Origin of the sequence: Mesorhizobium sp. B2-4-6, from assembly GCF_006442775.1 — a bacterium.
GTDB lineage: Bacteria > Pseudomonadota > Alphaproteobacteria > Rhizobiales > Rhizobiaceae > Mesorhizobium.
The window spans coordinates 87,821-98,768 of sequence record NZ_VFVI01000016.1 but is presented as its reverse complement, the minus strand read 5'-3'; the positions used below and the strand labels follow the sequence as shown (position 1 = coordinate 98,768).

The window sequence follows — 10,948 nt, the reverse complement described above, 5'->3', positions numbered from 1 at the left end:
GGGTGGAATAGGGGTGGGATTTCATAGAACCGAAGGTCGACGCTGCCCCTCATCCGTCTGCCGGTACCTTCTCCCGGAGAACGGAGAGAAGGAAAGTTCATCACTGCCCCACCGGCAGCAGCTTGAAGTCCGGCAGGTCGCGTAGCGCGAGTTCCGGTCCGGCTGGGGAATAGACGACGAAAAGCTGCATCGGCCGGTCGCCGGTGTTGAGCGTCGAGTGGAAGCGGCTTTCCGGCACGTAGATGGTGCAGCCGGGACCGACCTTGGCCACCACCGGATTGCCGTTCTCGTCCTCGACCATCTGCTCGCCATTGCCGGAGATGACGAAGATGATCTCTTCGGCGCCCGGATGGTTATGGCGGGTGTGGCCCTTGCCCGGCGGCAGGTCGACGACGCCGCCGGAGAAGCGCGTGGCGCCGTTCACCTCCGGCGCGACGGTCAGCGACAGCTTGCCCCAGTCGAAGCCGAAGGCGCTGACATCCTTCGGATAGACGAATACCTTGCTCTTGTCGGCCATTGCCTCATCCCTTCCTTTTCGCGATCTTGACAGATTTGAAATCCGCCGTCTGCCTGGCGATCGCCGCTTCGGCCGGCAGCCGCTCCATCGAGCTCGCACCATAGAAGCCGTGCAGCCCCCCGCAGCGCTCGAGGATGTAGCGCGCATCGTCGGGCATCGAGATCGGCCCGCCATGGCAAAGCAGGATGACGTCCTTGCGCACCGAGCGCGCGGCGTCGGCGATGGCGTCGATCTCGTTCACGCAGGCGTCGAGCGTTTTCGCCGAGGTGGCGCCGATCGAGCCGCCGGTCGTGACGCCCATATGGGCGACGACGATGTCGGCGCCGGCCCGCGTCATGGCGCGCGCTTCGTCCGGATTGAAAACGTAGGGCGTGGTCAGGAGATCGAGCTTGTGCGCCTCGGCGATCATGTCGACCTCGAGGCCGAAGCCCATGCCGGTCTCCTCGAAGCTCTGGCGCATGGTGCCGTCGAACAGGCCTACGGTCGGAAAATTCTGCACACCGGAAAAACCCATCGTCTTCAGTTCGGCCAAAAGCAGCGGCATGATGACGAAGGGGTCGGTGCCGTTGACTCCGGCCAGCACCGGCGTCTTCTTCACCACCGGCAGCACCTCATAGGCCATCTCCTTGACGATCTCGTTGGCGTTGCCATAAGCGAGCAGGCCAGCGGCCGAGCCGCGCCCGGCCATGCGGTAGCGACCGGAATTGTAGATGATGATAAGGTCGATGCCGCCGGCTTCCTCAGCCTTGGCCGACAGGCCGGTGCCGGCGCCGCCGCCGACGATCGGCACGCCGCCGGCGATCATGTTGCGGAATTTTTCCAGGATCGTTTTGCGGGGAATGGCGGCCATGCTTGTCGTCTCTCAGTTTTGGGCGATGTCGAGGAACGCCTCGGCGGCGGCCTTGGCGAATGCGGGGTCGTTGATGTGCAGCGGCAGGCGCGTCACGGTGCGGTCCGTGGTCGGCCGGATCGTATGCTCGATGGCGTCGAACAGTGCCGCGTCGGCGTCCGGATCGAAGAAGGCGCCGCCTTCTATATCCAGCGCCGACACGCCCTTTTCCGGGATCAGGAAACGAACCGGGCCGTCGCAGCGGGCCAGGCGGCCGCCGATCCATTCGCCGATCTTGCGGCATTCCTCGGCCGTGGTGCGCATCAGGGTGACGTTGGGGTTGTGCTCGTAGAACAAGCGTCCGCGATAACGATCGGGGATCGTGGCGGGCGCCCAGAAATTCACCATGTCGAGGGCGCCGACCGAGCCGACATAGGGCAGCTTCGCGCGGGCAATCGCGCCGAAGCGATCCTCGGTCGCGGGCAGCACGCCGCCGAACAGGAAGTCGCAGACTTCGGTCGTGGTGATGTCGAGGACGCCGGCCAGCAGACCGCTGTCGGCGAGCTTCTCCATCGAGCGGCCGCCGGTGCCGGTGGCGTGGAAGACCATGCAGTCATAGCCAGCGCGCAATCGGTCGACGATCGCGGTCACGCAGGGCGTGGTGACGCCGAACATGGTGAGCCCCAGAGCCGGCTTGCCGGCGGCGGCCGGGGCGGGCTTCGCGGCCATTCCGGCGATCGCCTGGGCGGCATTGTGCAGCACGACGCTCGACAGCCGGTTGAGGCCCGCCATGTCGGTCACCGACGGCATCATGACGATGTCGGAGACGTCGACGTAAGGCGCGGTATCGCCGGAGGCCAGCGTCGAAACCATGAGCTTCGGCAGGCCGAGCGGCAGCGCGCGCATGCCGGCGGTGACGATCGACGTGCCGCCGCCACCACCGATGCCGATGACGCCGGCGATGTCGTTGCGCGACCGGATGAAATTGACGAAGGCGGCGCCCATGCCGGCGACGGCGGCGCCGCGATCATCGATGCCGAGAACCGCGCCGGCTCCCTTGGCATGATGCACGGCGACCTCGCTTGCGGGAATGTCGACCGGAACCGTCGCGCCGCGCGTGCCGATATCGACACGTATGACAGCGCCACCGGCCTTGGCGACGGCATCGGCCAGGAAGGCGAGTTCCTCACCCTTGGTGTCGGCGGTGCCGACGACATAGATGCGCCCCATCGGTGGTTTCCCGTCCTCCGACATGTCCGGCATCGCCGTCCGCCTCTTTTGCCCCACCCTCAAGCTCCTCGGCAAAAGCCTCGTCGCTGGTGGGGACCCCATTATTGCCTGGCGTTGCGCCGTTGTTGCCCGGCGTTGCGCCGTTGCAAATTTTTGAGACGCGCGTATCGTATTGATATGGATGTCTCACGTCAACAAGCCGCCTCCAACGGTGGTGCCGCCCAGGCGCCGCCCGTCGAGAAGGGGCCGCGCGCCCGCACAAGGCGACTGATGCTGGAGACGGCGACGAGGCTGATGCAGTCCGGCATGACCCCTTCGGTCAGCGAGGTCGCGGAGGCGGCGGAGGTGTCGCGCGCGACCGCCTACCGCTATTTCCCGAGCCAGGCGGTGCTGGTGCAGGCCGTGGTCGACGAAGGGCTCGGCCCGATCCTGACCTGGAAGTCGGCGTCCGACGATGCCGAGCGGCGCGTGGCGGATCTCTTCGCCACCGCGATGCCGCGCATCGAAGCCTTCGAGGCGACCTTCAAGGCGGCGCTGAAACTGTCCCTCGATCAATGGGCGCGGCGCGAGGCGGGCACGCTCGGATCGGAGCCGGCCTTCAAGCGCGGCCATCGCGTCGACTTGCTGAAGGATGCGATCGCGCCGCTCAAGGGGCGCTTGAAGCCGCGCCAGTTCAAGCGCCTTGCCCAGGCGCTGTCGCTGGTGTTCGGCGTCGAGGTGGTCACGGTGTTGAAGGATATATGGGGACTGGACAGCGCCGAGATGATGTCGATCGCGCAATGGGCGGCGGGCGCGCTGGTGCGTGCCGCGATGGCGGAATCGGAGGCGAAATCGGCGATGCCGAAGGCAACAACGGCCTAAATCTGGTTCGACCAGATTAAGGAGACAGTTTGGAATGCTAGTTGTGATGGGCGGCCTGTGGCAAGGGCGCGGCATACCAAAGAGTAGGAAAAGCGAGGTAAAACAGGCAGATATCGTAATGTTTGGCTTTTTCGGCCGCTGCTGGCCGCTCAAGAAAGCGCTTGACGCCCAGCCGGAATTGGTAATACCAGATCAGTACCGATAAAGCGGATCAAAAGTGAAGGCCGCGATCCATTTCCGGCAGGGCGAGGAGGCCTGGAACCGGAGAGGCGCCATCACAGGAGGAACTACCAGGGCCGGCTTTCGCTGCCAGCCCGCATGAGACGGTAGAATGCGCACAAGGGAGGAAAACTATGCGCAAGTTAGTGACCAGCGTGCTTGCTGGTGTCGGCCTGGCGCTTGCCTGCGGGACATCCGTGCACGCGCAGGAAAAGTCGCTCACCATCTTCTGGGCGGAATGGGATCCGGCCAACTACCTGCAGGAACTCGGCAACGAGTATGAGAAGGAAACCGGCGTCAAGATCACGGTTGAAACCACGCCGTGGTCCGACTTCCAGACCAAGGCATTCACCGAGTTCAACGCCCATGGCGACGCCTATGACCTCGTGGTGGGCGACTCGCAGTGGCTCGGCGCGGGCTCGACCGGCGGCCACTATGTCGACCTGACCGACTTCTTCAACAAGTACAACCTCAAGGAAGTCATGGCGCCGGCGACGGTCAAATACTACGCTGAATATCCCGGCAACAGCGGCAAGTACTGGGCAATCCCGCTCGAGGGCGACGCCGTCGGCTGGTCCTATCGCAAGGACTGGTTCGAGGACCCGAAGGAAAAGGAAGCCTTCAAGGCCAAGTATGGCTACGACCTCGACGTGCCGAAGGATTTCAAGGCGCTGCGCGACATCGCTGAATTCTTCTACCGGCCGGACCAGAAGAAATACGGCATCGCCATCTACACCGACAATTCCTATGACGCGATGGCGATGGGCTTCGAGAACGCCCTGTTCTCCTACGGCGGCGAGCTCGGCGACTACTCCACGTACAAGGTCGACGGTATCGTCAACTCCGACAAGGCCGTCGCGGCACTGGATGCCTACAAGGAACTCTACAAGTTCACGCCTCCGGGCTGGGCCAAGTCGTTCTTCGTCGAGGACAACCAGGCGATCACCGAGAACCTCGCGGCGATGAGCATGAACTACTTCGCCTTCTTCCCCTCGCTGATCAACGAGTCGTCAAATCCGAACGCCAAGAACACCGGTTTCTTCGCCAATCCTCCGGGACCGAATGGCGACCAGTTCGCGGCTCTCGGCGGCCAGGGCATCTCCATTGTCTCCTATTCGCAGAAGCAGGACGAGGCGATGAAGTTCCTGGAATGGTTCATCAAGGACGACACCCAGAAGAAATGGGCGGCTCTCGGCGGCTATACCTGCAGCGCCGCGGTGCTGAAATCGCCGGAATTCCAGAGTGCAACGCCGTACAACAAGGCCTTCTACGAGACCATGTTCAAGGTGAAGGACTTCTGGGCTGTGCCGGAATATGCCGAACTGCTGCAGCAGCTCAACCAGCGCGTCTATCCCTACATGATCGGCGGCTCGGGCACCGCCAAGGAAACGCTGGACGCGCTTGCCGCCGACTGGAACGCGACCTTCAAGAAATACGGCCGCGTGAAGTAACCGACATGCCTCACGGAGGAGGCTTCCCATGCCTCCTCCGTTTGCTTTTTCGAGAATCCGGAGCAGGGTTTTGGCGAGCACGATGATCACTACGCTGGACAGGTCCTCGCGGGCCGCAGCGCGCGGCCTCAGCGACATTTCGATCCGCAATCTCTTCATCATCCCGACGATCCTGTTCCTGATCGTCTTCAACATCTTTCCGTTGATCTATTCGCTCGGTTATTCCTTCACCGATTTCCGCGCGTCGACCAACGCGCCGGCTAATTTCGTCGGGCTGCAGAACTATCGCGATCTGCTCAACGACCCCTATGTCTGGTCGAACTTCGCCATCACCGCGAAATACGTGATTGTCTCGGTCGTCGGACAACTGCTTGTCGGCTTTGGCGTGGCGATGCTGCTCAACCGGGATATTCCGCTCAAGGGCCTTATCACTACGCTGCTGTTGCTCCCGATGATGCTGTCGATGGCCGTCGTCGGCCTGTTCTGGAAACTGCTTTACGACCCTTCATGGGGCGTCATCAACTATGCGCTCGGGCTCGGCAATTTCGAATGGCTGGCAGACCCGAAAATGGCGCTCTATGCAGTCGCCTTGACCGATATCTGGATGTGGTCGCCCTTCGTCATGCTGCTGTCGCTGGCCGGCCTCTCGGCGGTGCCCAAACATCTCTACGAGGCCGCGGCGATCGACCGCGCCGGCCCGTTCTACACCTTCTTCCGCATCACCCTGCCGCTGGTCGCGCCGATCCTGATGATCGCGGTCATTTTCCGCACCATGGAAGCGTTCAAGACCTTCGATCTCGCCTACATCCTGACCAGCCAGCCGACGGCCGAACTTATCTCGATCCGGCTCTACAAGATGGCTTTCCAGGAATGGCAGACGGGGCGCTCCTGCGCCATGGCCTACATCGTGCTGATCATGGTGCTGGCGATCACCAACATCTACGTCAAATACCTCAACAAAGTGAAGGAGCGCTGACAGATGGCCGCCGTCCGCACTTCTTCAGAAATCACCTTCAACCGCATCGCCATCGTCATCGTTCTGCTGGTGACGATCATTTTCCTGGCGCCAATCTACTGGATCGCCTCGACGGCATTCAAGCCGCGCGCCCTCGCCACCACCATCCCGCCGACGGTCATCTTCCAGCCGGAGATATCGCCCTTCGTGAAGCTGTTCACCAAGCGGTCCCAGATGCGCAATCCGCCGACGCCGGAAGAATATGCGGCCGCCCCGTGGTGGGAGCGCGTCGTCTTCGATGGCGGCGAAAAGATCGTGCGCGACGGCAAGGGCGAGGTGCAATGGTCGGGATATCCAAGCCGCTTCCTGAACTCGCTCATTGTCGCCATCACCTCGACCGTGCTGGCGGTCGGCATGGGAACCTTCACCGCCTATGGCTTCTCGCGGTTCAGAGTGAAGGGAGAGGCGGATTGGCTGTTCTTCATCCTGTCGACACGCATGTTGCCGCCGGTGGTGGTGGCGATCCCGATGTTCCTGATGTACCGGGCCGTGGGGCTGAACGATTCCCATCTCGGGCTGATCATCCTCTACACCGCCTTCAACCTGTCCTTCTCGGTCTGGCTGATGAAAGGCTTCATCGACGAAATTCCGAAGGAATATGAGGAGGCGGCACTCGTCGACGGCTACACGCGCATGGAAGCCTTTTTCAAGATCGTGCTGCCCGAAGCCGCGACCGGCATCGCCGCAACCGCGGTGTTCTGCTTCATCACGGCGTGGAACGAATATGCCTTCGCGCTGATCATGACCAATCGCCGCGCGCAGACGGCGCCGCCCTTCATCCCGAGCCAGGTCGGCTCCGGCCTGCCCGACTGGACGGTGATCGCCGCCGGAACGTTCCTGTTCCTGCTGCCGGTCGCGATCTTCACCTTCCTGCTCCGCAACCATCTGTTGCGCGGCATGTCCTTCGGAGCGATCCGCAAATGAGCTTTCGCGCGATCAACGAGAAATATCTGGAGCCTGGATCGCAGATCCTGATGGTGCTTGGCATCGTCGCGCTCTGCCAGCCATGGAACATGCCGCTCCACACTTACGGCGTGACGATCATCCTGATCGGCCTGATCGGCTTCAACGTCACCTCCAAGATCCCACGCGAGGAGCAGGCCGGCACCGGACACGGAGCCGACCAGCAGGCGCACAACGCGGGGGCACAGCATTGACCCACATCGAGCTTCGCGGCGTCCAGAAATTCTTCGGCGCCGTCCAGGTCATCAAGGACCTGAACCTCAAGATCGACGACAACGAGTTCATCGTGCTGCTCGGACAGTCGGGCTGCGGCAAGACGACGACGCTGCGCGCCATCGCCGGGCTGGAGACCATAGACCAGGGCGACATATTGATCGACGGCAAGCCGGTGCAGCACCTCAAGGCTGCCGACCGCGACATCGCCATGGTGTTCCAGTCCTTCTCGCTCTATCCGCATATGAACGTCTACGAGAACATCGCCTTTCCGCTGCGCGCGACGCGCAAGAGCAGGAGCGAGATCGACACCGAGGTGCGCTCGGTGGCCAAGACGCTGCAGATCGCCGATCTCCTCAACAAGAAGCCTTCGGCGCTGTCTGGCGGCGACATGCAGCGCGTGGCCATCGGCCGGGCGCTGGTGCGGCGCCCGAAGGCGATGCTGATGGACGAGCCGATCGGCGCGCTCGATGCCAAGCTGCGCGAGGAAATGCGCGCCGAGATCAAGCGGCTGCATATCAAGCAAGGCTCGACCAGCATCTATGTCACGCACGACCAGATCGAGGCGATGAGCCTCGCCGACCGCATCGTCATCATGCATGAGGGCGTGCTGCAGCAGGTCGGCACGCCGGACGAGGTCTATTCGCATCCGGCCAATCTGTTCGTCGCGCAGTTCGTCGGCAGCCCGGTGATGAACGTGGCTGAGGCGACGGTCGCCGAGAATGCGTCGGCAGCTTCCGTCTCCGTCGGCGGCGCGGCCACCGGCTTCGAGTTTCCGCGCGCACTGCTTTCCAAGCTCAACGGCCATGCCGGCGGCCAGCTGACGCTCGGCATCCGGCCGGAAGGCGTGCTGGTGCGCCGCGAGGCGACGGACGGCTTCCTGCCAGTCGAAACGCAGATCGTCGAGCCGCTGGGATCCTTCGATATCGTCGATCTCAAGGTCGGCTCCAAGATGCTGCGCGCCCGCACCAAGAGCGGCTTCATCGGTGGTGCGGGCGAAAAGGTCTATGCGCGGATCGATCCTTCGCAGGCGCATTTCTTCGACGCCGCGAGCGGCAAGTCGCTCGGAGTGAGATTGTAATGGCCCATATCCAGCTGAAGAACATCTCCAAGACGTTCGGCACCCACACGGCTCTGTCCAATCTCGATCTCGACATCGCCGACGGCGAATTCTTCGTGCTGCTCGGCGAGACGGGCGCCGGCAAGACGACGACGCTGAGGATGGTCGCGGGCCTTGAGAAGCCGACCGAGGGCCAGGTCTTCATCGACGGCGTCGACGTCGCCGACTGGGGCGCTGCCGAACGCGACGTGGCGCTGGTGCTGCAGCAGTATTCGCTCTATCCGCGCTACACGGTGCGGCAGAACCTCGAATTTCCGCTAAAGCCGAAGATCCGCCGGCTGCCGGATGCCGAGATCAAGGACCGCGTGGCGCGCGCGGCCCGCACGCTCAGGATCGAGCACCTTCTCGACCGCAAGACGGATCGGCTTTCCGGCGGCGAGATGCAGCGCGTGTCGATCGGCCGGGCGATCGTGCGCAAGCCGCGCGTGTTCCTGATGGACGAGCCGCTGTCGGCGCTCGACGCCAAGCTGCGCGAGGCGCTGCGCACGGAATTGAAGAACCTGCAAATGCAACTCGGCGCCACATTCCTGTTCGTCACGCATGACCAGATCGAGGCCATGTCGATGGGCGACAAGGTCGGCGTGCTCAACCACGGGCGCATCGTTCAGACCGGCACGCCGCATGAGATCTACAACAATCCGCGCGACACCTATGTCGCGAGCTTCGTCGGTTCGCCGCCGATGAACCTCATCGACGGCAGGCTGGTCAACGACCGCGCCGTGATGGCGCCGATGAATTTCGAGCTGCCGCTGACGATTGGGGCCAAGACTTTTGGCGGGGGCAGGACGAGTGGCGCGACCGACGGTCGGCCACTCGTCTTCGGCATCCGTCCGGAGGACGTCTACCTGGAGACCGGCGCGCCGGTCGAGGCACGCGTCCACGACGTCGAGAATCATGGGGTGGAGAAGATCCTGACGCTCAGGGTGGGCGAAACGATGCTGCGGGCAACCGTGCCGGCCAGGACCGATGTCGCGATCGAGCAGCCGGTGCGCTTTGCCTGGAACCCCGACAAGGTGGTGCTGTTCGACAAGGGCAGCGGCGTCAGCCTGCGGCACGCCGGATAGCGGTCTCCTTGGCCTGCTGCCTTATTTCGGCAGATAGGTCTCGTAGGGCGTGCAATTGATCAGCAGGATCACGCATTCGGTGTCCGACAGGCAGGCATCGTCATGCATTTCGTCGGCCTTCTGGGTCCAGTAGGAGCCGGGCGGCAACTCGACCCTGGTGGCTTCGCCGCCCTGCATCTGCCAATGCGCCCCAGAGGCCCTTGTTGACCACGGCGCGGTAATCGGCGGTGTGGGCGTGCACGGGCGCGCGCCAGTTGCCGGGGACTTTCAGCAGGGTGCCGGCCGGACCTTTTGCGCGTTCGCCCCATAGCGGACCGAGGTGGCCCGGCGCTTCGGCTGCTTGTGATCAGGATTGTTCGTCGGCGCCGGCGTGACGGAAATGGCTCGGCGCAACGCCCATCACCCGCTTGAAGGCGCGGCTGAAGGAGGCTTCCGAATCGTAGCCCAGCCTCGACGCCGCCACCGAAACCCGCATGCCGTCGCGGGTGAACCATTGCCGCGCCTGGTGCATGCGCACGCGCAGCACATATTTGGCCGGCGTCTCGCCGACCACGGTGGCGAAGCGCTGCGCAAAGGCGGAACGTGAGGCCCCCATCATCCTGGCCAGCGCCTCGACCGTCCAGTCGCGCTCCGGCTGCAGGTGGATGGCGGCGAGCACCTTGCCGACATCCGGGTTGCGCACGGCGGCGATCCATCCGGTGGCGTCGCCGCAGCCATTCTCCACCCAGGAGCGGATGATGGTGGCTGCGAGCACGTCGGCCAGGCGGGCGAGGATGCCGCCGGAGCCGACGCGATCCATCGTCACCTCGCCGGCCATCGCGTCGAGCAGATGCTGGATGCCCGGCGCGTTGGCCATCAGCTTATGCGCCTGCATCAGGTCGGGCATCATCTCCAGCAGCGGATGCGAGCCGTCGAGGTTGAAATGCATGCTGCCGCAAAACAGCAAGGTCTTGCAGCCATCGCAGCCGTTCGAGACGTCGTAGATGTTCTCGCATACGGGCTCGATCGTGTAGCGGCCGATCGGCACCGGCGGCACGCCGGGCGCGCTCGCCAGCACATGCTCGTCGCCGCGCGGGATCAGCAGCGCGTCGCCCACCGAGAGCTCTATCCATTCCTTGGCCGGCGAAAACAGCCAGCAGCCCTGCTGTCCGATGAAATGGAAGCGCGCCGCCTTCTGCGCGGGGAAGGAAACGGCCCAGGGCTCGCCAAGCACGCAGCGGCCGTAATCGACGCCGTCAAGGCGCAGGCCGCGCAACATGTCGGTCAGCGGGTCGCCCGAAGCCTGCAGAATGGTTTTGGACGAATTGTAATTCATCTCGGCGTTTCTAGCATGGAAACTCCAGCCAGTCACTCCCTATGTTGCGCTGCAGCCAAATGTTGCGCCGCAACCAAATCGAACTGACAGAGCCGCCCACCGGCATGTAACGGGTGGAGTCCGATCTGGTCATCTCTTGCGTGGCGCCGCA

The 10,948-nt window shown here is 63.5% G+C and carries 11 protein-coding genes and 1 pseudogene; 7 read left to right on the top strand and 5 right to left on the bottom strand.

Translation table 11 applies throughout. From position 1 onward, the window contains the following. Positions 1-100: 100 nt before the first annotated feature. Genes FJ957_RS28765 through FJ957_RS28755 form a run of 3 tightly spaced genes read right to left on the bottom strand, consistent with a single transcriptional unit; the run spans position 101 to position 2,576 of the window. Positions 101-517: a cupin domain-containing protein gene (locus FJ957_RS28765; RefSeq protein WP_140836187.1), complete on the bottom strand. Its 417-nt coding sequence runs from the start codon at positions 515-517 to the stop codon at positions 101-103. A 4-nt stretch (positions 518-521) separates the two neighbouring features. Then, positions 522-1,367 (bottom strand): phosphoenolpyruvate hydrolase family protein, encoded by an 846-nt coding sequence (locus FJ957_RS28760; RefSeq protein WP_140836186.1) that lies wholly within the window; start codon positions 1,365-1,367, stop codon positions 522-524. Between the two features lie 12 nt (positions 1,368-1,379). After that, complete coding sequence (locus tag FJ957_RS28755) at positions 1,380-2,576, bottom strand: Tm-1-like ATP-binding domain-containing protein (protein ID WP_140836193.1); 1,197 nt, start codon at positions 2,574-2,576, stop codon at positions 1,380-1,382. 177 nt (positions 2,577-2,753) lie between these two features. On the opposite strand from FJ957_RS28755, the gene FJ957_RS28750 reads away from it, so the two are divergent. The 7 genes from FJ957_RS28750 (at position 2,754) to FJ957_RS28720 (ending at position 9,482) form a co-directional block, all read left to right on the top strand. Continuing rightward, complete coding sequence (locus tag FJ957_RS28750; protein WP_140836185.1) at positions 2,754-3,437, top strand: TetR/AcrR family transcriptional regulator; 684 nt, start codon at positions 2,754-2,756, stop codon at positions 3,435-3,437. 353 nt (positions 3,438-3,790) lie between these two features. Continuing rightward, positions 3,791-5,107 carry an ABC transporter substrate-binding protein gene (locus tag FJ957_RS28745; RefSeq protein ID WP_140644645.1) on the top strand — a complete coding sequence of 439 codons (1,317 nt, stop codon included), beginning with the start codon at positions 3,791-3,793 and terminating at the stop codon, positions 5,105-5,107. A 70-nt stretch (positions 5,108-5,177) separates the two neighbouring features. Continuing rightward, entirely contained in the window at positions 5,178-6,083 is a 906-nt protein-coding gene (locus FJ957_RS28740) for a sugar ABC transporter permease (RefSeq protein WP_140644644.1), read from the top strand. 3 nt (positions 6,084-6,086) lie between these two features. Beyond that, positions 6,087-7,046, top strand: coding sequence for a carbohydrate ABC transporter permease (locus FJ957_RS28735; protein ID WP_140836184.1), 960 nt, complete (start codon positions 6,087-6,089; stop codon positions 7,044-7,046). Next, positions 7,043-7,279, top strand: a complete 237-nt coding sequence (locus FJ957_RS28730) for a hypothetical protein (protein ID WP_127252685.1) — start codon at positions 7,043-7,045, stop codon at positions 7,277-7,279. The genes FJ957_RS28735 and FJ957_RS28730 overlap by 4 nt, the downstream gene beginning before the upstream one ends. Further along, entirely contained in the window at positions 7,276-8,379 is a 1,104-nt protein-coding gene (locus FJ957_RS28725) for an ABC transporter ATP-binding protein (protein WP_140836183.1), read from the top strand. Before FJ957_RS28730 ends, FJ957_RS28725 begins: the two co-directional genes overlap by 4 nt. Continuing rightward, positions 8,379-9,482 (top strand): ABC transporter ATP-binding protein, encoded by a 1,104-nt coding sequence (locus FJ957_RS28720; RefSeq protein WP_140836182.1) that lies wholly within the window; start codon positions 8,379-8,381, stop codon positions 9,480-9,482. The genes FJ957_RS28725 and FJ957_RS28720 overlap by 1 nt, the downstream gene beginning before the upstream one ends. Before the next feature lie 21 nt (positions 9,483-9,503). Here the strand turns inward: FJ957_RS28720 and FJ957_RS28715 are convergent. Next, positions 9,504-9,801, bottom strand: a pseudogene (locus FJ957_RS28715) (DUF4437 domain-containing protein); the annotation flags it as partial. A 27-nt stretch (positions 9,802-9,828) separates the two neighbouring features. Further along, positions 9,829-10,797 (bottom strand): AraC family transcriptional regulator, encoded by a 969-nt coding sequence (locus FJ957_RS28710; RefSeq protein WP_140836181.1) that lies wholly within the window; start codon positions 10,795-10,797, stop codon positions 9,829-9,831. Between the last annotated feature and the right edge of the window lie 151 nt (positions 10,798-10,948).

What these genes read in the sequence shown, in the direction of transcription:
- FJ957_RS28720 (WP_140836182.1), top strand. Translation starts at nt 8,379, where the DNA reads ATGGCCCATATCCAGCTGAAGAACATCTCCAAGACGTTCGGCACCCAC.
- FJ957_RS28745 (WP_140644645.1), top strand. Translation starts at nt 3,791, where the DNA reads ATGCGCAAGTTAGTGACCAGCGTGCTTGCTGGTGTCGGCCTGGCGCTT.
- FJ957_RS28760 (WP_140836186.1), bottom strand. Translation starts at nt 1,367, where the DNA reads ATGGCCGCCATTCCCCGCAAAACGATCCTGGAAAAATTCCGCAACATG.
- FJ957_RS28730 (WP_127252685.1), top strand. Translation starts at nt 7,043, where the DNA reads ATGAGCTTTCGCGCGATCAACGAGAAATATCTGGAGCCTGGATCGCAG.
- FJ957_RS28735 (WP_140836184.1), top strand. Translation starts at nt 6,087, where the DNA reads ATGGCCGCCGTCCGCACTTCTTCAGAAATCACCTTCAACCGCATCGCC.
- FJ957_RS28750 (WP_140836185.1), top strand. Translation starts at nt 2,754, where the DNA reads ATGGATGTCTCACGTCAACAAGCCGCCTCCAACGGTGGTGCCGCCCAG.
- FJ957_RS28765 (WP_140836187.1), bottom strand. Translation starts at nt 517, where the DNA reads ATGGCCGACAAGAGCAAGGTATTCGTCTATCCGAAGGATGTCAGCGCC.
- FJ957_RS28710 (WP_140836181.1), bottom strand. Translation starts at nt 10,797, where the DNA reads ATGAATTACAATTCGTCCAAAACCATTCTGCAGGCTTCGGGCGACCCG.
- FJ957_RS28755 (WP_140836193.1), bottom strand. Translation starts at nt 2,576, where the DNA reads ATGGGGCGCATCTATGTCGTCGGCACCGCCGACACCAAGGGTGAGGAA.